We start from the raw sequence: 22,210 nt of genomic DNA, 5'->3' as shown, positions 1-22,210 counted from the left end.
AGTAAAAGAGTCCGTGGCAATTTATAACCATGAACGGCCACACCTGGCCCTGAAATACAAAACGCCCGATGATGTTCATCAGGCGTTTTACAGACAAAAAACTGTCAACCTATATCAGGACTAGTCATCTGTTGTTTGTCGGTGAGCACTCTCCTGAGGAGGACAAATCCGCCGGGAGCGGATTTGAACGTTGCGCAGCAACGGCCCGGAGGGTGGCGGGCAGGACGCCCGCCATAAACTGCCAGACATCAAATAAAGCAAAAGGCCCAATCGAAAGATTGGGCCTTTTTGCATTTATCTCTCTATGGAAAAAGTTATCGGATAATGACGCCGACGCGTTTTATATTTGGTTTATACCCTTCATACTTCAAGTCGCTTATGTGTTGGCTACGGATTACTCGGCCCATTCATGGGCCTCGCCCTGACGGGCCGTCGCACGCGACGTTCAAATCTGCTCCCGGCAGATTTGTCGCTCACCCCAGTCACATAGTTATCTATGCTCCTGGGGACTCACTCCCTTGCCGCCTTTAAGCAACTCGAATTATTTTGGGTATATAACATCTTCGTAGAGTGGATAAAAACCGTTTTAGTAAACGTGATTTCCCGCCATATATCCGCCTGAACCATCGAATGTGAACCGTGCTGACGTAGATGTACAAACGGCTTTTACTTACGCCTCTAATAAGCAATAGAGATATTCGCTGAGGACTAAGAGTCTGGCCCATTAGGCTATTTTATTTGCCAGTTTGGCCCTGGGACAGTGCTCAAAATCCTCATGTATTACGTGTATGCTCCGGTTTATATCCAGACTGTCTGTAATAATTACGCCTAATGATCACGCTCTAAGTCTTACTGTATAAAGCCTGTTTGTAATGCGGCTTACGATGCTATCAAGCTACAATTTTGTCTGCATCGGACAAGGAATAGAATAAATACTATCGGGATGGGCGAGTAAGAAAAGAGAGCGTTTTATCGTGTTAACTTTCGGGGGATAGGCTGAACAGATAACGTCGCTGAGTATCCTTACGACCTTTATATTATTACTGAAAGCGCGGCATTGCCGCGCCTGCATGTATCATTTAGAAAGCGCAATGATACCCATCGTCAACCCTGCTACCGCCGCAGCGCCGCCAGCAATAGCGCCTGCTGTCTCCCAGTTATCCTGCGTAGTACCTTTCATACATGTATTGGTATGAACCAGCCGCCCTTGATCGTCATAAACCGGTACGCAGGGAGAATCATGTGCACAACCTGCCAATAAGGTGGTAAGCAATGCAACTGGAATTAGTCTTTTCATGGTGTTACCTCATTAATCAGCGTTTCGCGAAGTACAGCAACGTAAATGCTGGCTCTAACCGCTGCGAAAACGAGAGTTATTTTACCACCACAGAAAAAATGGCCGACATGAGGAATCATCTCAATTCATGTGAATTGTAAAAACTATGGAGAATGCAGAGGTAAGCGGAGAGGGGAATAGCGGAGATAAAGACGTACCGTTTAAAAAGGCGTCCGAAGACGCCTCTGTGTACCGGTTAATCATGATGGCGATTAAATCGGCGTTTTACAACAACGAAGAATACTGGCACGAAGAAGATAGCTAATAAGGTTGCGGTTAACATTCCCCCCATAACCCCTGTGCCTACTGCGTTCTGTGCCCCACTACCTGCGCCACGACTGATAACTAACGGCATTACCCCGAGAATAAAGGCCAGCGAGGTCATTAGAATAGGACGTAAACGCATACGGGATGCTTCCAGCGTCGCTTCAATCAATCCACGTCCTTCTTTTTCCATGAGATCTTTGGCGAACTCGACAATCAGGATGGCGTTTTTAGCAGAAAGGCCAATAGTGGTTAACAAGCCAACCTGGAAGTAAACGTCATTATTCAGACCGCGCAATGACGCTGCAAGCAGAGCGCCAACCACGCCGAGCGGTACGACCAGCATTACCGAGAACGGAATTGACCAGCTTTCATACAGAGCGGCAAGGCAGAGGAAAACGACAATGAGTGAGATTGCGTACAGCGCCGGCGCCTGGTTACCTGACAACCGTTCCTGATACGACATACCTGTCCAGTCATAGCCAATACCGTTTGGCAGCTGTGAAGCCAGGTTTTCCATTAACGACATGGCTTCACCGGTACTTCGTCCGGGCGCTGCTTCGCCGAGCAGTTCCATTGACGGCATCCCGTTATAGCGTTCCAGGCGTGGCGAACCATAAATCCACCGTGCTGAGCTAAAGGTAGAGAAGGGCACCATCTCGCCATTGGCGCTGCGTACATAAAGATTGTTGATATCTCCCGGCAGCATACGGAACTGAGCGTCAGCCTGAACGTATACTTTTTTCACTCGTCCGCGATCGATAAAGTCGTTAACGTAATAGCCGCCCAACGCCGCGGAGATGGTTTCGTTGATATCAGACAGCGAAACACCGAGCGCCTGCGCTTTTTCTTGATCGACATCCAGCTTGAACTGTGGCGTGTCTTCCAGCCCGTTCGGGCGTACGCGCACTAATAGATCAGGATGCTTCGCGACCATACCCAGCAGTTGATTACGCGCTTTTGTTAACGCATCGTGACCGAGTCCTCCCTGATCAATCAGTTCAAAGTCGAAACCTGTCGCGGTACCTAACTCGACAATTGCCGGCATGTTGAAGGGGAACACCAACCCGTCGCGAATCTGGCTAAAGGCGCGTGTCGCTCTGGCGATAACGGCTTCGACGCTGTTTTCTTCACCGTTACGCTCTTCCCAGGGTTTAAGGCTGACAAATGCCATCCCTGAGTTTTGTCCCTGACCGCTAAAGCTAAAGCCGTTTACGGTAAACACGCTTTCGACGTTCGCTTTTTCATTATTCAGGTAGTAATGAGTGACTTGATCCAGCACTTTCTGCGTACGTTCTTGCGTAGCGCCAGAGGGGAGCTGAATCATAGTCAGGAAAACCCCCTGATCTTCTTCCGGCAGGAAGGAGGTTGGGAGGCGTAAAAACAGAACCGCCATTCCGACTACAATAAGTAGATAGATAATGAGATAGCGACCCGTATTACGCACGATACCGCTTACGCTGTTAGTATAGTGGTTAACGCTGTGATCAAACTTGGTATTGAACCAGCCAAAGAAGCCACTTTTTTTCTCGTGATGTTCAGCAGATACGGGTTTAAGTAGCGTAGCGCACAGCGCTGGCGTCAGAATCAACGCAACCAGAACGGATAGCGCCATTGCTGAAACAATAGTAATAGAGAACTGGCGATAAATTGCCCCGGTCGAGCCGCCAAAAAAGGCCATCGGGATAAATACCGCAGACAGTACCATCGCGATACCAACCAGCGCTCCCTGAATCTGCGACATGGATTTTTCCGTCGCCTCTCGGGGAGAAAGGTTATCCTCCATCATTACACGTTCAACGTTTTCTACGACCACTATCGCATCGTCAACCAACAGCCCTATCGCCAGTACCATGCCGAACATCGTCAGGGTATTGATGGAATAGCCAAAGGCGGCGAGTACCGCAAAAGTGCCTAGCAACACGACAGGAACAGCGATGGTAGGAATCAGGGTTGCCCGGATATTCTGTAAAAACAGATACATTACCAGGAACACCAGAATAATCGCTTCAAACAGCGTTTTTACCACTTCGTGGATAGATATTTTTACGAAGGGCGTTGTGTCATAAGGATAAACCACCTTCATTCCCTGAGGGAAGAAAGGCTGCAGTTCTGCCAGTTTCGCTTTGATTGCGGTTGCGGTATCCAGCGCGTTAGCGCCGGTCGCCAGTTTAATACCGAGACCGGAGGCCGGTTTACCGTTAATGCGCGCTACAACGTTATAGTTTTCACCGCCAAGCTCAATACGCGCGACATCTTTGAGATGGACGACAGAACCGTCGGTATTGACACGCAACGTAACTTTGCCGAACTCTTGCGGATCTTTCAGACGCGTTTGGGCGATGATTGAGGCGTTAAGCTGCTGGCCCGGTAATGCTGGCGTGCCGCCCAGTTGGCCTGCCGCAATCTGGTCGTTCTGTACTTTTAACTGGTTGATGACATCAACTGGCGTGAGCTGGTATTTATTTAGCAGATTCGCATCCAGCCAGATACGCATGGCGTACTGTGCGCCAAATAGCTGAACGTCGCCCACACCATTCAGACGGCTGATAGAATCCTTAATGTTAGAGGCGACATAGTCAGAGATGTCGTCCTGGGTAGTGTTCGGATTATCTGAGACGAACCCGGCGACCATCAAAAAGCTGCTGCTGGACTTTTCAACGCTAATCCCCTGCTGCTGGACTTCTTGCGGCAGTAAAGGCGTGGCGAGCTGCAATTTATTTTGCACCTGAACCTGCGCGATATCCGGATCGGTTCCGGACTGGAAGGTCAGGGTGATGGTCACGCTACCAGCAGAGTCGCTGGTAGAGGACATATACATCAGGTTATCGATACCGTTCATATTTTGTTCGATAACCTGAGTAACCGTATCCTGTACCGTCTGCGCATCCGCGCCAGGATAGGTTGCAGAAATAGAAACCGCTGGCGGCGCAATGGTTGGATACTGCGCAACGGGAAGTTGCATTATTGCCAGTGCGCCAGCCATCATCAGGATAATGGCCAGAACCCAGGCGAAAATAGGACGTCTAATAAAAAAGTTTGCCATGTACGGTTACCTTATTGCGCCGTTTTCGCTGCAGGAGCATCGGTAGTGGCTTTCACCTGGACGCCCAGTCGCGCTTTTTGTAAGCCGCTGACGATGACCTTATCGCCCGGTTTTAACCCTTCGCTGATGAGCCATTTATCGCCAATAGCCTGAGCCGCCACGACATTGCGGGCTTCAACCTGGCTTTTATCGTTAACCACCATCACCATTGCGTCGCCGCGCGGCGTGCGGGTTACGCCCTGCTGGGGGACAAGGATGGCATTGGGCTGGACGCCTTCATCAATGCGGGCGCGCACAAACATACCGGGAAGCAGACTGTGTTGCGGGTTAGGGAAAACTGCCCTGAGCGTGATAGAGCCGGTGCTTTCATCTACGGTAACGTCGGAAAATTGCAGCGTGCCTTTAATCGGGTAGACCTGACCATTTTCCATTACCAGTTGAACCGTGCTACTGGCGCTGTCTTTATGCAGGTTACCTTGTTCGACGGATTGCTTGAGTCTCATAAAGTCGTTGCTTGATTGCGTCACGTCGACATAAATCGGGTCGAGTTGTTGCACGGTAGCCAGTTCAGTTGACTGACCATTAGTCACCAGCGCGCCTTCAGTCACATTAGATTTTCCTATACGCCCGCTGATGGGCGAGGTGACTTTGGTATACGCAAGGTTAATACGCGCGCTTTCAACAGCGGCTTTTGCCGCCACAACGGCGGCATCGGCCTGGCGGGCGTCGGCAATCGCCTGATCATATTCCTGTTGGCTGATATATTTTGTGCCGACCAGTGGAACATAGCGTTTGACCGTCAGGTGCGCGATAGCCGCAGCCGCTTCGCTTTTAGCAAGTTCGCCTTTAGCGCTGTCATAATCGGCCTGATAGGTGGCAGGATCGATCTGATAAAGCGACTGCCCGGCCTCTACATCGCTACCTTCGGTGAAGTTTCTTTTAAGCACGATCCCGCTCACCTGGGGGCGAACTTCCGCAATGCGAAATGCGGACGTACGTCCGGGAAGTTCGGTCGTTACGGCTAGCGGCGCTGTTTCGACCACATGGACGGTGACTTGCGGCTCGCCGGCATGAGCCTGGGTATCTCCCTGGTCATTACAACCGGCCAGCAGCGCAGCAGAGAATATGATGAATGAGGGCAGGAGTGAAAACCTGGCATGTTTCGTCATTACTGTTCCTTAAAAAACCGAAAGCTCGTTATTCACCGGATAACGGTAAGGCGTTAACGCGCGAAAAATAGAATAGCAGTGGGGTATCCTACAAATTATTAGCTTGTGATGTAAGCAATACTTATTTTGGGATGAGGTTCACGGCACATAAAAGCAAAAAAAAGAACTATTCCCTGTCGTTTCATAATGTCCCGATTAGTAAAATCATGATGTTGAATAACATGATTCGAAATATATATTTTATATGAATGTGTTTTATTAATTTATTTGTTTTTATTATTGATTTGGCGGTGTTGTGCGAAATAAAAATAGCTGTCTCTCGTCTGACTAAAAAGGACATGGTAAAGTTGTTTTTTATGCTGAGTATTTTATCAGCGTATTTATCGTTTTTATGGTCCAGGATATCTTAATTATGGCGAAGAAAACGAAGGCGGATGCGCTTAAAACGCGGCAACACTTGATTGAAACCGCTATTGCGCAGTTCGCTTTGCGCGGCGTTGCCAACACGACGCTGAATGATATCGCTGATGCCGCTGATGTCACGCGGGGCGCCATCTACTGGCACTTTGAGAATAAAACGCAGTTGTTTAATGAGGTTTGGTTACAGCAACCACCTTTACGCGAACTTATTCAGGATAGGCTTACGGGATGCTGGAATGATAATCCTTTACAGGATCTACGAGAGAAATTTATTGCAGCCTTACAATATATTGCGGCAGTGCCTCGTCAGCAGGCATTAATGCAGATTTTATATCATAAATGTGAATTCCATAATGGTATGATATCGGAACAGGCCATTCGGGAGAAGATTGGTTTCCATCATCAGTCGCTGCTTGAAGTATTACAGCGATGTATGGATAAAAAGCTGATCTCAGGCAGTCTTGATCTGGATGTCATATTAATTATTCTGCATGGTAGTTTTAGCGGAATAGTAAAGAACTGGTTAATGAATCCCACAAGTTATGATCTTTATAAGCAGGCGCCTGCATTAGTCGATAATGTATTAAAAATGCTAAGCCCGGATGGCAGTGTGAGGCAATTAATGCCAAATGAACAACAGGCGGAAGAAGCCTGAGATTATTTTGAGTTGATATTATATATTGATCTTGTGAATATATTGGCAGGGTCCCGAATATCGCGAGCAATTTCCTCTGCCGTACGCGGCTTGCCAAGCAGGAACCCCTGAAGTGTATGGCATCCTAACTGGGTCAAAAATTGTTGCTGCGTTTCATTTTCTACCCCTTCTGCCACAATTTGCAGATTTAACGCTTTCGCCAGCGCGACAATAGCCGCAACAATGGTCGCGCCGTCGCTTGCCTCGCTGAGTTCATGTACGAAAGCGCGATCAATTTTTAGTTCGCACGCCGGAAGACGTTTCAGATAGAGAAGGCTGGAATAACCGGTGCCAAAGTCGTCAATAGAGGCCTTAACCCCCATTTCCGTTAATCTGGTGAGTATAGCGACGCTTTGCTCTGGCTTGTTCATCGCCGTGGTTTCGGTGATTTCCAGAATCAATAAATCGGGACGGATACTGTGTCGGGCCAGGCTCCGCGTAATGGTGTCCACAAGGCCGGGCTGCTCAAATTGTAAGGCGGAAAGATTTACCGCCACTGACCATAAGGCGTATCCCTGTAAGTGCCACTCGCGTAGCTGTCGACACGCCTCGTCTATCACCCAGCTACCGATAGTGACGATAAGACCCGTTTTTTCCGCCAGCGGTAAAAACTGGTCAGGATTCAGTACGCCTTGTTTTGGATGATACCAGCGCAACAGGGCCTCAAATCCTACAATGGGGCCGGCAGGAGCCTGAAATTTAGGCTGATACACCAGCCTGAGCTCTTGTCTTTCCAGCGCCAGCCAAAGATCATTCATTAGCTGAAGCTGGGTTTGCGCCAGCATATTCATTGATGGCTGAAAGAAATGGTATCCGTTACGCCCCGTATGCTTCGTGTGGTACATTGCGGCATCGGCGTTGAACATCAGTTCCCGTTCGTTTTTTCCGTCCAGCGGATAGAGCGCTATTCCCACGCTAAGGGTGACGACCAGTTCATACAGATCTATCGTAAAGGGCGCATCTATCGAATGTACCAGCGCGCTGGCAAGGGAAGCCGCTTCGTCAGGCGCGCTGACTTCTGCAAGCAGCACAAATTCGTCGCCGCCAATCCGCGCCAGGGTAAACTGACCGCTCAGCGGTTGGTTCAGACGATGCGTGACCGCCACCAGTAGCTTATCGCCAATATCATGACCATAAGCGTCATTAACGGCTTTAAAGCCATCCAGATCCATAAACAGTAGCGCGAAAGACGTGCTTTCCCGATTCGCTTTGCTGATGGCCTGTTCCAGACGATCCTCAAGGAGTACCCGGTTTGGTAAACGGGTGAGCGTATCATGCAGCGCCAACTGCGCCAGTTCCTGGTTCGCCTGCGCCAGTGAAGAGGCAAGTAGTGCGGTACGGGCCTGAAGCCGGGCGTCAAATAAAGAAACCAGAAGAGTAATGCCCAGGATAGTCAGCGCGACCACGCTGACAAGAACAGCCAGCCAGTTGCTATCGACGCCACGATGCTCCATCGGCCAGTTTTGGGGAAAGTGTGCGGCCTTCATGCCAGCGTAATGCATGCCGGCGATAGCTATCCCCATTAATACCGCGGCGCCTGCTCGCCTCAGGGCGACATCTGTTTCCTCATGACGCAGGCGGAACGTGAGCCACAGCGCGCCGCAGGACGCCAGTAGCGCGATAATGATAGAGAGGGCAACCCACGCGCTATTCCAGACGATAATGGAAGCAAATTGCAGCGCCGCCATCCCGGTATAATGCATTGCGCTGATGCCCAGTCCCATCACCAGCGCGCCCGGCAGTAAACGGCGCAGGCGCAGTTTTTCAGCGCTGACCAGCCATAGCGCAAACAGGGAGGAGCCGATCGCGATCAGCATGGAGAGGCCGGTGAGGAACGGATCGAAGCGCATGTTCATCGCGTGATCCATCGCCAGCATCCCGACAAAATGCATCGCCCAAATACCGACGCCCAGCGCGAAGCCGCCGCCCATTAGCCATATTCTGGCGTTTGATCGGGCGCTTCCGGCTACGCGTCCGGCCATATTTAATGCGGTATAGGACGCAAAAATAGCGACAGCAAATGAAACCGCCACAAGGATGTGGTTGTACTCACTAACCGGCATGTATCATTAGCTCATTGGTTATGCAGGAAAAGAAAAGGACGAGACAGTATCACCCCTTCTTTTATCCTCAACGTGTTTTAATTCCCTGTTTTTATAAGGGATAAAAGAAATCCGGGTGATAAATAATCATAGGTTAAATCGCCCGGTTCGCTACTCCAGATCGGTACAATTGATCAATTTGAGAGGGTTAACCGAATCCATGTTTCGGCACTTATCCTGTTCAGTTGCCATCAATTCGATCCATTGCATCAAAAGCGCATCAAAAAGAAAAACGGAGACGGCAAAAACAACCAGCCACCAATACTTACGTATCATCGTCAAATCCTGTGTATTCATGCCCATGCGTGCTGGGAATATACATGAAATTTTGACGCTGAAAAGCGGACTTACAATGCTTTTACTTCTCTGAAGATAGCGCGTTTATCCCGACATTTCGCTGCTTTTTGGACAGGTTTTGTGTTTTTCTCTTTTTGACTTTTGCAAGTTCATTTTCTGAATAATGCGAAGTGACGCTCAATCTTCTGAGCCCCATTTTTACGTACTCATTATTGAGTTCAATACCGATAAACTTACGACCTGACGCCGCTGCGACAGCGCCTGTGGTGAAACTGCCCGCGAAAGGGTCCAATACAGTATCGCTCGGGTTAGAAGAGGCCAGTATGATCCGTTTTAACAGCGCGCTGGGCTTTTGCGTAGGATGGTTTTCATATTCATCCATCAGATAACGTACGCGAGGAAATGACCAGACGTTGCCCGGCACTTTTTTCTGATTGTATGGTTGGGGCGGGTTTTTTCGATAATCGATTAGCGCGCGCTTAGCGCCCGTGGTGGTCTCGACCAGAATCGCGTCACGGTTAAAGGTATAGCTTTTCGGGTTCTTTACCATCATCAGGATCGGTTCATACATAGAACCAAAGTATTTTTTCGCCTGCACCCCGGAACTATCATAGGACCAGACGATACGGCTTTTGATGGTAAAAAGCGTTCGGCATTTGAGATCGATATACGGCATATTTTCTGTGCTATTCATGATGTACATGGTGCCGTGTTTCTTCAGTACGCGGTGGCACTCATCAATGCATTCATACAGCCAGGCCAGAAAAGACGCTTCGTCCCAGGATTCGACCATACCGTCGAAATCTTTTCCGATATTGTAAGGCGGATCGGCAAAAATTAAGTCAATGCTTTCAGAAGGCAGTTTTTTAAGTTCTGTTAGCGCGTCACCGTGAATAATCTTCTTCGATTCATCGCCAAAGTACTGAGGTTCACATTCCGCTTTCATGACCAAATTCCATGTGATGCGTATAAAAAAGGCGCTTCCCCATGCCGAGTAGCGCCTTTTTAAACAAGCAGTTAGCTAATCGAAATTAGTTCATGCCGTATTTTTTTAATTTTTTACGCAGCGTACCACGGTTGATGCCCATCATCAGAGCAGCACGGGTCTGGTTACCACGGGTGTATTGCATCACCATGTCCAACAGGGGCTGTTCTACTTCAGCCAGTACCAGCTCATACAGGTCATTAACGTCCTGACCATTCAGTTGAGCAAAATAGTTCTTCAGTGCCTGTTTAACCGAGTCACGCAGGGGTTTTTGGGTTACCTGATCCTGAGAGTTAACGGTAGAAACGGTCAGTACGTCAGAATTTACGCGTTGTTCGAACATAGTTCTGTCAGCTCTTTATTTCTGTTTACGCAAAATTTTCGAAGTATGCCTCCAACGCCTCCAGCTGTTCGCTGGCGTCCTCAATAGCGTTGAATGTGCGCCGAAACTGGTCGTCTGGAGCGTGCTCCTGGAGATACCAGGAGACGTGTTTACGCGCGATTCGGTACCCTTTTGCCTGACCGTAAAAGTCATGCAGTTCCCGAACATGCGTGCAAAGCAAGCGCTTTACCTCTGCCAGCGGCAGCGGCGGAAGCAGCTCCCCAGTGTCCAGATAATGCTGGATTTCCCGAAAGATCCAGGGTCTTCCCTGAGCTGCGCGGCCTATCATCAGGGCATCCGCCCCTGTATAGTCGAGAACAGCTCTGGCTTTATGCGGGTTAGTAATGTCGCCATTCGCGATAATCGGAATGGAAACTTTCTGCTTAACTGCCCGAATACTGTCGTATTCAGCTTCTCCGTTGAACAAACAGGCGCGGGTGCGGCCATGGATGGTCAGAGCCTGAATACCACAATCTTCAGCCAGTTGGGCAATCTCTACGCAGTTACGGTGTTCCGGCGCCCAGCCGGTGCGAATCTTGAGAGTCACAGGAACGTCCACTGCGTTTACGACCCCGATGAGTATAGACTTCACTAAATCCGGGTACTGCAAGAGGGCTGAACCTGCCAGCTTACGATTCACTTTCTTCGCCGGGCACCCCATATTGATATCAATAATCTGGGCGCCGCTTTCCACGTTAATACGTGCGGCATCGGCCATCTCAACAGGGTCGCTACCGGCAATTTGCACCGTGCGAATACCTGGCTCATCAACGTGCACCATCCGTAAACGAGATTTATCGCTTTCCCACACTTGCGGGTTAGAAGACATCATCTCGGATACTGTCAATCCTGCTCCCATCTCATAGCACAGCGTCCGGAAAGGTCTGTCAGTAATGCCAGCCATGGGCGCTGCGATCAGGCGATTTCTGAGCTGATATTGTCCGATGCGCATGAGTTAAGAAATGACCATACTGTGACTGCAAGGCGGCGTATATTACGCATTTTTTGCACGAGATGAAAGGCCAAACTTTGAACAATCCACTGTTGTAGATCAATGAATCGTGCTTAAAAACAGCAAAATAAATTTATAATTCAGTAAAATCATAGAGTTATTTATTGTCGGCGGTTTTGTACGCGCTTACAAATTCCCGTAACTTCTCTCTATTTCTTCGTCCAGAAACAAGATAAGCGGAATAATCTGCTTTTTTTATAAGCTAATTACCCCAAATGAATGGGATCGCCGTCTCGTTTCAGGACAAGATCACTTCCCGCTGCGCGTGACTTTTCTCCATTGCCAGTCGGAAGGGGGCGCACAGACGCGCTTTTGTGTTCATGAATGGCACGCATAAATTTTTCCAGCTGTGCTGAAGAGCGCGTTAGCGGATGCTGCAGAACAACCCGGACAGCATTTACTAAGCACGAGGGCGATGGCTGCGACCCGTTAAACGCCAGTACCTTTTGTCCGTTGGTAGCAGCTGTTTATCCAGACGGATAGTGACAAAGAAGTTATTTCAGGCATTCATTTGATGAATTTAATGATGTCTCGGTGACAGAAAGGTGTTAAGGCAGTTGTGTGGAGAAAAGCGTGGCCGGGCGACCACGCTGACAAGAATTATTTTTTACGGCCAGTAATGCGGCACCACTCTTCTTTTTCGACGACCGGGTCGAGAGTGAAAAGCTCGGCGTAAGCATCGCAGACGCTTTCCGCCTGGCTGGCTAGAATACCTGAAAGCCCCAGCAGACCGCCCTCAACGGGCAGTACGCTGATTAACGGGGCCAGTTCGCGTAATGGGCCTGCCAGGATGTTAGCGACGACCACGTCGGCTTTCATGGCTTCTGGCTGGTCTTTCGGCAGGTACAGCTCCAGCCGGTCAGACACGCCGTTGCGTTCGGCATTATCGCGACTGGCCTGAATAGCTTGCGGATCGATATCAATACCAATCGCCTTTGCCGCTCCCAGCTTCAGCGCGGCAATCGCCAGAATGCCTGAACCGCAGCCAAAGTCGATCACGGTTTTGCCGTTGAGATCGAGCCCGTCCAGCCATTGCAGACATAAAGAGGTGGTGGGGTGCGTACCCGTACCGAACGCCAGTCCCGGGTCGAGCATCACGTTGACGGCATTCTCGTCCGGAATGTCACGCCAGCTGGGACAAATCCACAGACGCTCGCCAAAACGCATCGGATGGAAATTATCCATCCATTCGCGTTCCCAGTCTTTATCTTCCAGTTGTTCGATTTTATGGGCAAATCCGGCACCCAGCAGCGGATGTTGCTCCAGAATCGCGACAACTTCTTTCATGTCGGTTTCGGCGTCGAACAGACCGATCACATCGGTATCGCCCCACAGACGGGTTTCGCCCGGCAACGGCTCAAAAACCGGCGTATCGTGCGTATCCTGAAAGGTAATGGAAACGGCGCCCGCTTCCATCAGCGCATCACTCAGCTCTTCAGCATTCGCGCCGGTGGTATTCAGTTTCAATTGGATCCATGGCATGGCAAAACTCTTTATTTATCAGTAGACAATACGGTGGCTTGCGAAGCGGAAGAGCCGAATCGGTTTCCGATCAGAAAAGCCAATAAACTTAACAGTAACGCGGGCACAATCGGATGAAAGCCCAGGTACTGAATATTAAATGTGGCAAGTAGGGCATATAGCACGCCGCCCACGATCATGGCGCTTAGCGCGCCTGCCGCGTTTGCCCGCTCCCAGTAAAGGCCCAGTACCAGCGGCCATAAGAACACCGCTTCCAGGCCGCCAAACGCCAGCAGGTTGAGCCAAATGATCATCTCTGGCGGTTTCCATGCGGCCAGCAGCAACAGCGCGCCTAGCAGTAAAGTAATCGCTGCCGACATACGCTTCAGCCGGATCTCATTTTGCATCTGATCGGGGCGTAGATTGAGATAGAGATCTTTAATGATCGTCGCGGAACTTTGCAGCAGTTGGGCGTTAATTGTTGACATGATCGCCGCCATTGGCGCAGCGAGGAAGATCCCGGCGGCAAACGGCGGCAAAACTTTCACCATTAGCGTTGGGATCACCAGATCCGGCACCGTCAGATCCGGAAGCACCGCGCGACCCAGCGCGCCGGCAAGGTGCATCCCGAACATTAAAATCGCCACGACAATCGTACCGATAATAATGCCCCGGTGTACCGCTTTACTGTCTTTATAGGAGATGCAGCGCACCGCCGTATGCGGCAGGCCAATCACGCCAAAACAGACCAGTACCCAAAAAGAGGTCATAAAGGCGGGAGAAAGTATGTCATCGGCACCCTGCGGCGTTACCAGTTTGGGGTCGAGAGCGTGCAGCGTGTCAACGGCCTGACTTAGACCGCCCGCCGCATGGACCACGCCCACCAGCAGCACTATCGTGCCGACCAGCATCACCAGGCCCTGTAGCGTATCGTTAAGTACGCTGGCGCGAAAGCCGCCAAACGCCGTATAGAGTGCGATACTGACGCCAAATATTAGCAGGCCGGTTTCGTAGGGAATTCCCGCCGCGGTTTCCAGCAGTCGCGCGCCGCCGATAAATTGTACGGTCATTGCGCCAATAAACGCGACCAATAAACTCAGGCTTGCCAACCACACCAGCAGGCGGCTTTGGTAACGAGCGAATAGCATATCGTTAAGCGTGACGGCATTATAGCGACGCGCCAGGATAGCGAATTTTTTACCCAGAATACCCAGTGAAAGCCAGACGGCGGGAAGCTGGATCATCGCCAGCAAGACCCAGCCCAGACCGTATTTATAAGCCGCGCCGGGACCGCCGATAAAGGAACTGGCGCTAATATAGGTGGCGGTAAGCGTCATCGCGAGCACGATCCCGCCCATCGAACGGCTGCCAAGAAAATATTCGTTTAAAAAGGTGCCAGCGGTACGCTTGCGCATAGCGTAAATCGAGACCCCGAAGACCACGACCAGATAGGCTACCAGCGGTAGAATGACCTCAAGCTGCATCGTCATCCTCCAGCGAAATATCGCGATAAATGAATTTCACCATCGCCCAGCACAGCAAAATAAAGACCAGCGGCGTCAATAAGCAGGCCATCTCGAACCAGTGCGGCAGACCGGTAATTCCCGGCGAGTCTCCAGGTAAGTAAGCAGCCACTAACCATGCCGCCAGATAGCAAAGGGTCAGCCACAGCGCCCAGCGCGCCTCTTTATGGGCCTGAACAAAACGAGCGTCCATTTTTTGTCCCTTATGGGTGAAGAAAGCGGGAATTGTACATGATGGGGCATCGCTATCCCCAGAAATAAAAAAGGCCGGATTCACCGGCCTTTTGAGATTAACGTGCGATTACTTTTCCTGAAGACCGAGTTTTTTCTCCAGATAGTGGATGTTGGTTCCACCGTGCTGGAAGTGCTCGTCATTCATGATGCGGGTCTGCAGATCGATATTGGTTTTGATACCATCGATAATCAGTTCCTGCAGGGCATTTTTCATACGGGCAATCGCCACGTCGCGGTTTTCACCGTAGCAGATGAGTTTGCCGATCATGGAATCATAGTACGGCGGCACCGTGTAGCCCGCGTAGATATGAGATTCCCAGCGAACGCCAAAGCCGCCAGGCGCATGGAAGCGCGTGATTTTGCCAGGGCTTGGCAGGAAAGTGTTCGGATCTTCGGCATTGATACGGCATTCTACCGCATGGCCTCGAACGACAACTTCGTCCTGTGTGATCGACAGCGGCTGACCCGCCGCGATGCGCAACTGCTCTTTGATCAAATCGACGCCGGTAATCATTTCAGTCACCGGGTGTTCAACCTGAATACGGGTGTTCATTTCGATGAAATAGAACTCGCCGTTTTCGAACAGGAATTCGAACGTCCCTGCGCCGCGATAGCCGATGTCTACGCACGCTTTCGCGCAGCGTTCGCCGATATAGCGACGCAGTTCCGGCGTAATGCCTGGCGCCGGGGCTTCTTCAACCACTTTCTGGTGGCGACGCTGCATGGAACAGTCGCGTTCCGCCAGATAGATAGCGTTGCCCTGGCCGTCCGCCAGCACCTGAATTTCGATGTGGCGTGGATTTTCCAGGTATTTTTCCATGTATACCATGTCGTTGCTGAAAGCCGCTTTCGCTTCCGCTTTGGTCATGGAGATGGACTGCGCCAGTTCAGCATCGCTACGAACCACGCGCATACCGCGGCCGCCGCCGCCGCCGGACGCTTTGATGATCACCGGATAGCCAATACGTTTGGCATGAGCGCGGTTCGCATTCATATCGTCGCCCAGCGGGCCGTCAGATCCTGGTACGGTCGGCACGCCCGCTTTTTTCATCGCGGTAATCGCGGACACTTTATCGCCCATCAGGCGGATGGTGTCCGCTTTCGGGCCGATAAAGATAAAGCCGGAGCGTTCAACCTGCTCGGCAAAATTGGCGTTCTCAGAAAGGAAGCCGTAACCCGGGTGGATTGCCACCGCGCCGGTGATTTCAGCGGCGCTAATGATAGCCGGGATGTTCAGATAACTTTTTACGGACGGTGCCGGGCCAATACAGACCGTCTCATCCGCCAGCAATACGTGTTTTAAATCGCGATCCGCGCTTGAGTGCACAGCGACGGTCTTGATGCCGAGTTCTTTACAGGCTCGAAGAATACGTAATGCGATCTCGCCGCGGTTGGCGATGACAATTTTATCCAACATGTTCGCCTCGTTACTCGATGACGACCAGTGGCTCGTCAAATTCTACCGGTTGACCACTTTCGACCAGAATCGCTTTCACAGTACCTGCTTTGTCTGCTTCGATCTGGTTCATCATTTTCATGGCTTCAACGATGCACAGGGTATCGCCCACGTTCACTTTCTGGCCCACTTCGATGAACGCTTTCGCGTCCGGGCTTGGGGTGCGGTAGAAAGTACCAACCATTGGGGAGCGTACGATGTGACCACTGATTTCCGCTGCGGCAGGCGCTTCCATTGCTGGAGTAGCCGTTGGCGCGACAGCGTTAGACAGAGCGGGTTGCTGCATCATCGGCGCCGCATAAGCCTGCTGCATCACCGGAAAACCGGCGTTTGCCGTTGTGCGGCTGATGCGAACAGATTCTTCGCCTTCAGAAATTTCCAGTTCGGAGATACCTGATTCTTCAACCAGCTCGATCAGTTTTTTAATCTTACGAATATCCATGAGTGGGTTCCGTACTCTTTGTTTAGTGTGATTGTGACAGGCGTTTTAGCGCCGTCTGTAAAGCATGTGAATGACTGCCGCGGGTAAAATACCGCGCATCTTTGATTTGCCTGTTATGCCGTAGCACCCGAAGGTGAAATTCATGATTTGCCAGTCATTGTGTGGCTATCTTCTGCCATTTTCGGGCAAAAAACAAAATATACCTTCATTGCTCGATTGTCACCCTTTCTGCGAACGAAAATCGCCGTTGGGCAATGTAAAGTCGCACATTATAACTATTTCGTCGCAATTGGCAGCTAAATACTGGTCTTATCAGGGAAGATAATCAACCCGAAACATAAAAAGGACATTACCTGTTTTGCGTTTTGCAATCGACCGCACAGTTCACCAAACTAGCGCCACCACTGGCGAAACTTCCGGTAACGCAACGCTAAAAGGGCTAACGCTAATGCCGCGTAGATGACCGGTTGCGGTGATAAAATCTTTACCGACCACAGGTAATGTATGGGAGCCAGGATCGCGACAAGATAGACGACGTTATGCAGTGTTTGCCAGCGTTTGCCCAATTTACGCTGCGCAAATTGCGTTGAGGTCAACGTCAGCGCCAATAACACCAGCCAGCTAATGATCCCAAGCGTCAAATAAGGGCGTGAAATCAACTCGCTTCCTAACAGCGCCAGGTTATGTATCCCCAGTTCCAGTAAGGCATAGCTGGTTAAATGCAGCGTAGCCCAAACGAAACACCATAACCCCAACAGGCGGCGTGTGCGTATCAATAATGGCTGTTTAGCGTAGCGCGCCAGCGGTGAAACCAGCAAGGTGGCGAGCAAAAATTTGAGCGCGGTTCTGCCGGTAAAGTGTTGGATATCCTTTACCGGGTCTGCGCTGAGTCCACCGTGATTTATCGCCCAAAAGAGCCACAGAAGCGGCAAAAAACCGGCAAGATGCAGACAAACTTTTAGCCAGGTTATCTGTTTTGCTGTCAGACGCACTTAAAAATTCTCCCGCAAATTGAGACCGCGATACAGCGAAGCGACTTCATTGGCGTAGCCGTTAAACAGTAGCGTCGGCTGCCTTTGCACATCAAGGATACCGCCTGAACCAATAAAGCGTTCGGTAGCCTGAGACCAGCGTGGATGATCCACATGCGGGTTCACATTGGCGTAAAAACCATATTCGTTGGGAGCCGACAAATTCCAGGTGGTTGGCGGACGTTCGCGGGTGAGTTTAATGCTGACGATAGATTTAATACCTTTAAAACCATACTTCCATGGAACGATGAGTCGAATGGGCGCGCCGTTTTGCGGGGGTAACGCCTTACCATAGACGCCAACGGTCATCAGAGTCAGCGGATGCATAGCTTCGTCCAGACGTAGCCCTTCGACATAAGGGTATTTCAGTCCGCCGCCAATAAAGCGATCTTTCTGTCCTGGCATATCATCCGGCGCGTATAGCGTTTCGAATGCCACATATTTAGCGTGGCTGGTGGGCTGTGCCTGCGCGAGTAGCTTATATAAAGGGAAACCAATCCACGGCACGACCATGGACCACGCTTCGACGCAGCGCATTCGATAGATACGCTCTTCTAATGGAAAACGATGTGTTAAATCGTCGTAATCCAGCGTAAATGGCTTCGCGACTTCCCCGCTGATTTTCAACGTCCACGGTTCGGTTTTCAGACTCCCGGCATTGGCCGCCGGGTCGGCTTTATCGAGGCCAAACTCATAGAAATTGTTGTAGCCCGTCACCTTATCTTCCGGCGTTAACGCTAAATCGCTTCGCCAGGCGGCAGGCTGACTAAACTCAAGCGGTTTACCGGCAGGCGCTTTCGGACGATCGTTGCCTTTAAACCAACTGAAGAGATCGGCCTGCGCCGTTGAGGGTAAGGATAAGGCGGCCGCGCTGATGCCTAATGCTTTTAGCACCTGTCGGCGCTGCATAAAAAAAGCCGATTCCGCAGTCACATCGGCTTCTGTTAATGGACGTATCTTTTTCATCACAGACTCCCGGTCTACTCACCACAACATGGCGTGTAGTGAATATGACAGGGAGTGTGTCAATGTGTAAAAATAAATAGTTAATTAAGTGTAAATTTTTTTATACGTGACGTTATTTTATCTTCACCAGCGTACGGCCCTGAACCTGATTATTGATGATGGCATCGGCGAACTTCGGCGCATCCGCCAGCGTAATCTCTGTGGCGGCCTGAGCATAGAACGATTCCGGCAGATCCTTAACCAAACGCGCCCAGGCTTCTGCGCGACGTGCCGGTGGGGTCATCACCGAGTCCACCCCTTGCAAACGCACATTACGCAGAATGAATGGCATAACGGTGGTCGGCAGCGCGAAGCCGCCCGCCAGGCCGCAGGCGGCCACGCAACCGCCATAGTTCATCTGTGCCAGCACTTTCGCCAGTACTTTATCGCCAACGGTATCAATTGCACCGGCCCACAGCTGTTTTTCCAACGGGCGAGATTCAGCAAACTCATCGCGGCTGAGAATACGGTTAGCTCCCAGGCTCTTAAGATAGCCGTGGGTGCTTTCACGTCCTGATACTGCTGCAACCTGATAGCCCAGCTTATGCAGTAATGCAACGGCAGTGCTGCCCACGCCGCCGCTGGCGCCGGTGACGACAATCTCACCGTCTTGCGGGCGAATACCTGCATCTTCAAGCGCCATGACGCACAGCATGGCGGTAAAACCGGCGGTGCCGATGATCATGGCGTTACGGCTGCTCAGTCCCGCAGGCAGCGCGACCAGCCAGTCGCCTTTAACGCGTGCGCGTTCGGCCAGGCCGCCCCAGTGGTTTTCGCCCACGCCCCAGCCAGTCAGTAGTACTTCCTGGCCTGCATGAAAGCGAGGATCTTCGCTTGCGTGAACGGTGCCGGCGAAATCAATACCAGGAATCATCGGAAAATGACGGATAATTTTCCCTTTTCCGGTGATAGCCAGAGCATCTTTATAATTCAGGCTGGACCAGTGGACATCCACCGTCACATCACCTGCCGGCAGTTGACTCTCTTCGAGATGTTGCACGGATGCGAGGGTTTTACCGTCCTGCTGTTCTAAGATCAACGCCTGCATAACCTGTCCTCACTTTACATGGTAGATTGGAAAAATAGCTACGAAGACTATACTCGCTAATTAAAACGGGATGCCGATGCAACGCAATAAATTGCCAGATAGATCCATTTTGGTAGTATGCCTGCTTCATTGCGCGCCGTGGCGAATTCCGCCTTCAGATTCGCTTTTTCATACTGTTTATAACCGTCGGAGTTAACTCAAGGATGCGATTAACGACGAAATTCTCAGCTTTTATCACGCTGCTCACGGGGTTAACGATCTTCGTGACTCTGATAGGTTGCTCGCTAAGCTTTTATAACGCCGTACAGTATAAGTATGTCAGCCGTGTGCAGGCGACGGCGACAGCCATTGATACGCACCTGGTGACCCATGATATTGTCTCGCTGACGCCGCAAATCGACGAACTCATGATCGCTTCCGATATTGTGCGTGTCGATCTGTTGCAGGGGGAGCGCAGCGTCTACAGCCATTCTCGTGCCAGAGGTTATCGGCCAGCCGGCACCAGCGACATGTATCGCGAGCTGGTCGTACCGCTGATAAAACATCCAGGAATGTCGCTACGTCTGGTTTATCAGGACCCGATGGGTAACTATTTTCACTCACTGATCACCACGGCGCCGCTGACGCTGGCGATCGGTTTTATCGTTCTGATTTTGTTTTTATCGGTGCGCTGGCTGCAGCGGCAGCTTTCCGGGCAAGAGCTTCTGGAAATTCGCTCAACGCGCATTCTGAACGGCGAACGCGGGGAGAATGTCCGGGGTTCTGTTTACGAATGGCCAGCGCGCACCAGTAGCGCGCTTGATGTATTGCTTTCCGAAATTCAGTTTGCTCACGAACAGCGTAGCCGCCTGGACACCCTCATTCGCTCCTACGCCGCGCAGGACACCAAAACCGGACTCGGTAACCGTCTGTTCTTTGATAACCAGCTGGCGACGCTGCTGGAAGATCAGGAAAAAGTGGGAGTGCATGGCGTGGTGATGATGATCCGCTTGCCAGACTTCAATCTTCTGCGCGACAGCCTGGGAGGCAATCAGGCGGAAGAGCAGATGTTTATGCTTATCAATCTGCTATCGACATTTATTATGCGTTACCCAGGCTCGCTGCTGGCGCGTTATCACCGCAGCGACTTTGCCGTGCTGCTACCGCATCGAACGCTAAAAGAAGCGGAAAGTATTGCCGGACAACTTTTAAAAGCTGTCGATGCGCTACCGGCTAACAAAATGCTCGATCGTGACGATATGGTACATATTGGCATTTGCGCCTGGCGCAGCGGACAGTCCACCGAGCAGGTGATGGAACATGCTGAAGCCGCGGCGCGGAATGCCGCCCTGCAGGGGGGAAATAGCTGGGCTATCTACGACGACACTCTGCCGGAAAAAGGGCGCGGCAATGTGCGCTGGCGCACATTGATTGAGCAGATGCTGAACCGGGGCGGACCGCGACTTTATCAAAAACCGGCGGTCACGCGAGAAGGTCGCGTACATCATCGGGAATTGATGTGTCGCATCTATGACGGTAAAGAAGAGGTGAGCTCGGCGGAGTATATGCCGATGGTGTTGCAATTTGGTTTATCGGAAGAGTATGACAGATTACAAATTAGCCGCCTGATTACGTTGCTGGGCTACTGGCCGGATGAAAATCTGGCAATGCAGTTGACGGTTGAGTCGCTGATTCGTCCGCGTTTTCAGCGCTGGTTGCGCGATACGTTAATGCAGTGTGAAAAATCACAGCGAAATCGCATAATTATTGAACTTGCGGAGGCAGATGTTTGTCAACACATCAGCCGGTTACAACCCATCCTTCGCTTAGTCAATGCGCTTGGCGTTCGGGTGGCGGTGACACAGGCGGGTTTGACGCTGGTTAGCACGAGCTGGATTAAAGCGCTCAATGTGGAATTACTCAAGCTGCATCCGAGTCTGGTCAGAAACATTGAGAAGCGAACGGAAAACCAGCTTCTGGTTCAAAGTCTGGTAGAGGCCTGCGCGGGTACGCCTACGCAGGTTTACGCGACGGGCGTCCGTTCGCGCGGCGAGTGGCAGACGCTGACAAAACGCGGCGTGGCTGGCGGGCAGGGTGATTTTTTTGCCTCCTCCCAACTACTTGACACAAACGTGAAAAAATATTCGCAAAGATACTCGGTTTAACCTGCCGTTTAATTTGTTTTCACGTAGAATAACGCGCGCTGCGCCTCATGGGGGTGTGCTTGTCTGCTCGCCAGATTGTTGCAGCAAATATGCAGGTGAATGACCTTTGACAGGTTGCAAACGAAGGCGAGGATTGCTGCTGATTTTTTCAGCCCTGAG

The 22,210-nt window shown here is 51.0% G+C and carries 18 protein-coding genes; 2 read left to right on the top strand and 16 right to left on the bottom strand.

The window, feature by feature from the left end:
• Positions 1-1,075: 1,075 nt before the first annotated feature.
• The 3 genes from J4614_RS21285 to J4614_RS21275 all read right to left on the bottom strand — a co-directional run bounded on the left by J4614_RS21285 (position 1,076) and on the right by J4614_RS21275 (position 5,815).
• Entirely contained in the window at positions 1,076-1,297 is a 222-nt protein-coding gene (locus tag J4614_RS21285; protein ID WP_000825645.1) for a membrane protein, read from the bottom strand.
• A 235-nt stretch (positions 1,298-1,532) separates the two neighbouring features.
• Positions 1,533-4,646: an efflux RND transporter permease subunit gene (locus tag J4614_RS21280; protein ID WP_023214451.1), complete on the bottom strand. Its 3,114-nt coding sequence runs from the start codon at positions 4,644-4,646 to the stop codon at positions 1,533-1,535.
• Positions 4,647-4,657: 11 nt separating this feature from the next.
• The gene (locus J4614_RS21275; RefSeq protein WP_000160380.1) at positions 4,658-5,815 is read right to left on the bottom strand and encodes an efflux RND transporter periplasmic adaptor subunit; all 1,158 of its coding nucleotides are present in this window, start codon (positions 5,813-5,815) and stop codon (positions 4,658-4,660) included.
• A 412-nt stretch (positions 5,816-6,227) separates the two neighbouring features.
• On the opposite strand from J4614_RS21275, the gene envR reads away from it, so the two are divergent.
• The gene (gene envR / locus J4614_RS21270) at positions 6,228-6,890 is read left to right on the top strand and encodes an acrEF/envCD operon transcriptional regulator (RefSeq protein ID WP_001085721.1); all 663 of its coding nucleotides are present in this window, start codon (positions 6,228-6,230) and stop codon (positions 6,888-6,890) included.
• A 2-nt stretch (positions 6,891-6,892) separates the two neighbouring features.
• Here the strand turns inward: envR and J4614_RS21265 are convergent, their stop codons facing one another.
• The 13 genes from J4614_RS21265 to J4614_RS21205 form a co-directional block, all read right to left on the bottom strand.
• Positions 6,893-8,992 carry a bifunctional diguanylate cyclase/phosphodiesterase gene (locus J4614_RS21265; RefSeq protein ID WP_208293308.1) on the bottom strand — a complete coding sequence of 700 codons (2,100 nt, stop codon included), beginning with the start codon at positions 8,990-8,992 and terminating at the stop codon, positions 6,893-6,895.
• A 150-nt stretch (positions 8,993-9,142) separates the two neighbouring features.
• The gene (locus tag J4614_RS21260) at positions 9,143-9,307 is read right to left on the bottom strand and encodes a DUF2556 family protein (RefSeq protein ID WP_000620015.1); all 165 of its coding nucleotides are present in this window, start codon (positions 9,305-9,307) and stop codon (positions 9,143-9,145) included.
• 82 nt (positions 9,308-9,389) lie between these two features.
• Complete coding sequence (gene yhdJ / locus J4614_RS21255; protein WP_000642611.1) at positions 9,390-10,274, bottom strand: adenine-specific DNA-methyltransferase; 885 nt, start codon at positions 10,272-10,274, stop codon at positions 9,390-9,392.
• Between the two features lie 85 nt (positions 10,275-10,359).
• The gene (gene fis, locus J4614_RS21250) at positions 10,360-10,656 is read right to left on the bottom strand and encodes a DNA-binding transcriptional regulator Fis (RefSeq protein WP_000462905.1); all 297 of its coding nucleotides are present in this window, start codon (positions 10,654-10,656) and stop codon (positions 10,360-10,362) included.
• A gap of 25 nt (positions 10,657-10,681) precedes the next feature.
• Positions 10,682-11,647 (bottom strand): tRNA dihydrouridine synthase DusB, encoded by a 966-nt coding sequence (gene dusB, locus J4614_RS21245; protein ID WP_001219664.1) that lies wholly within the window; start codon positions 11,645-11,647, stop codon positions 10,682-10,684.
• Positions 11,648-12,307: 660 nt separating this feature from the next.
• On the bottom strand, positions 12,308-13,189 hold the full coding sequence (gene prmA / locus J4614_RS21240) for a 50S ribosomal protein L11 methyltransferase (RefSeq protein WP_001145853.1): 882 nt from the start codon (positions 13,187-13,189) through the stop codon (positions 12,308-12,310).
• A gap of 11 nt (positions 13,190-13,200) precedes the next feature.
• Complete coding sequence (panF, locus tag J4614_RS21235; RefSeq protein WP_001175748.1) at positions 13,201-14,652, bottom strand: sodium/pantothenate symporter; 1,452 nt, start codon at positions 14,650-14,652, stop codon at positions 13,201-13,203.
• The gene (locus J4614_RS21230) at positions 14,642-14,884 is read right to left on the bottom strand and encodes a YhdT family protein (protein ID WP_000340018.1); all 243 of its coding nucleotides are present in this window, start codon (positions 14,882-14,884) and stop codon (positions 14,642-14,644) included. The genes panF and J4614_RS21230 overlap by 11 nt, the downstream gene beginning before the upstream one ends.
• 108 nt (positions 14,885-14,992) lie before the next feature.
• Positions 14,993-16,342, bottom strand: coding sequence for an acetyl-CoA carboxylase biotin carboxylase subunit (gene accC, locus J4614_RS21225; RefSeq protein ID WP_000884627.1), 1,350 nt, complete (start codon positions 16,340-16,342; stop codon positions 14,993-14,995).
• A gap of 10 nt (positions 16,343-16,352) precedes the next feature.
• Positions 16,353-16,823, bottom strand: a complete 471-nt coding sequence (gene accB / locus J4614_RS21220) for an acetyl-CoA carboxylase biotin carboxyl carrier protein (protein WP_000354628.1) — start codon at positions 16,821-16,823, stop codon at positions 16,353-16,355.
• Between the two features lie 392 nt (positions 16,824-17,215).
• A complete protein-coding gene (gene msrQ / locus J4614_RS21215; RefSeq protein WP_001240053.1) occupies positions 17,216-17,815 on the bottom strand; it encodes a protein-methionine-sulfoxide reductase heme-binding subunit MsrQ in 600 nt (199 codons plus the stop codon).
• Positions 17,816-18,820 carry a protein-methionine-sulfoxide reductase catalytic subunit MsrP gene (gene msrP, locus J4614_RS21210; protein ID WP_000723876.1) on the bottom strand — a complete coding sequence of 335 codons (1,005 nt, stop codon included), beginning with the start codon at positions 18,818-18,820 and terminating at the stop codon, positions 17,816-17,818.
• A gap of 112 nt (positions 18,821-18,932) precedes the next feature.
• The gene (locus tag J4614_RS21205; protein ID WP_001148240.1) at positions 18,933-19,907 is read right to left on the bottom strand and encodes an MDR family oxidoreductase; all 975 of its coding nucleotides are present in this window, start codon (positions 19,905-19,907) and stop codon (positions 18,933-18,935) included.
• Positions 19,908-20,110: 203 nt separating this feature from the next.
• On the opposite strand from J4614_RS21205, the gene csrD reads away from it, so the two are divergent.
• Positions 20,111-22,051, top strand: a complete 1,941-nt coding sequence (csrD, locus tag J4614_RS21200) for an RNase E specificity factor CsrD (RefSeq protein ID WP_023233437.1) — start codon at positions 20,111-20,113, stop codon at positions 22,049-22,051.
• The last annotated feature ends 159 nt before the right edge of the window (positions 22,052-22,210 follow it).

Source organism: Salmonella sp. 32031103-2018-00083-FB-01-SM-01 (assembly GCF_017571995.1).
In the GTDB taxonomy this organism is placed as follows: Bacteria; Pseudomonadota; Gammaproteobacteria; order Enterobacterales; family Enterobacteriaceae; genus Salmonella; species Salmonella enterica.
This window is presented reverse-complemented; position numbering and strand designations above follow the sequence as displayed.

Coding starts and splice junctions, on each gene's coding strand:
- accC (WP_000884627.1), bottom strand. CDS start 16,342: ATGTTGGATAAAATTGTCATCGCCAACCGCGGCGAGATCGCATTACGT.
- J4614_RS21205 (WP_001148240.1), bottom strand. CDS start 19,907: ATGCAGGCGTTGATCTTAGAACAGCAGGACGGTAAAACCCTCGCATCC.
- csrD (WP_023233437.1), top strand. CDS start 20,111: ATGCGATTAACGACGAAATTCTCAGCTTTTATCACGCTGCTCACGGGG.
- J4614_RS21285 (WP_000825645.1), bottom strand. CDS start 1,297: ATGAAAAGACTAATTCCAGTTGCATTGCTTACCACCTTATTGGCAGGT.
- dusB (WP_001219664.1), bottom strand. CDS start 11,647: ATGCGCATCGGACAATATCAGCTCAGAAATCGCCTGATCGCAGCGCCC.
- accB (WP_000354628.1), bottom strand. CDS start 16,823: ATGGATATTCGTAAGATTAAAAAACTGATCGAGCTGGTTGAAGAATCA.
- prmA (WP_001145853.1), bottom strand. CDS start 13,189: ATGCCATGGATCCAATTGAAACTGAATACCACCGGCGCGAATGCTGAA.
- J4614_RS21280 (WP_023214451.1), bottom strand. CDS start 4,646: ATGGCAAACTTTTTTATTAGACGTCCTATTTTCGCCTGGGTTCTGGCC.
- J4614_RS21265 (WP_208293308.1), bottom strand. CDS start 8,992: ATGCCGGTTAGTGAGTACAACCACATCCTTGTGGCGGTTTCATTTGCT.
- J4614_RS21260 (WP_000620015.1), bottom strand. CDS start 9,307: ATGATACGTAAGTATTGGTGGCTGGTTGTTTTTGCCGTCTCCGTTTTT.
- fis (WP_000462905.1), bottom strand. CDS start 10,656: ATGTTCGAACAACGCGTAAATTCTGACGTACTGACCGTTTCTACCGTT.
- J4614_RS21230 (WP_000340018.1), bottom strand. CDS start 14,884: ATGGACGCTCGTTTTGTTCAGGCCCATAAAGAGGCGCGCTGGGCGCTG.
- msrP (WP_000723876.1), bottom strand. CDS start 18,820: ATGAAAAAGATACGTCCATTAACAGAAGCCGATGTGACTGCGGAATCG.
- J4614_RS21275 (WP_000160380.1), bottom strand. CDS start 5,815: ATGACGAAACATGCCAGGTTTTCACTCCTGCCCTCATTCATCATATTC.
- envR (WP_001085721.1), top strand. CDS start 6,228: ATGGCGAAGAAAACGAAGGCGGATGCGCTTAAAACGCGGCAACACTTG.
- panF (WP_001175748.1), bottom strand. CDS start 14,652: ATGCAGCTTGAGGTCATTCTACCGCTGGTAGCCTATCTGGTCGTGGTC.
- yhdJ (WP_000642611.1), bottom strand. CDS start 10,274: ATGAAAGCGGAATGTGAACCTCAGTACTTTGGCGATGAATCGAAGAAG.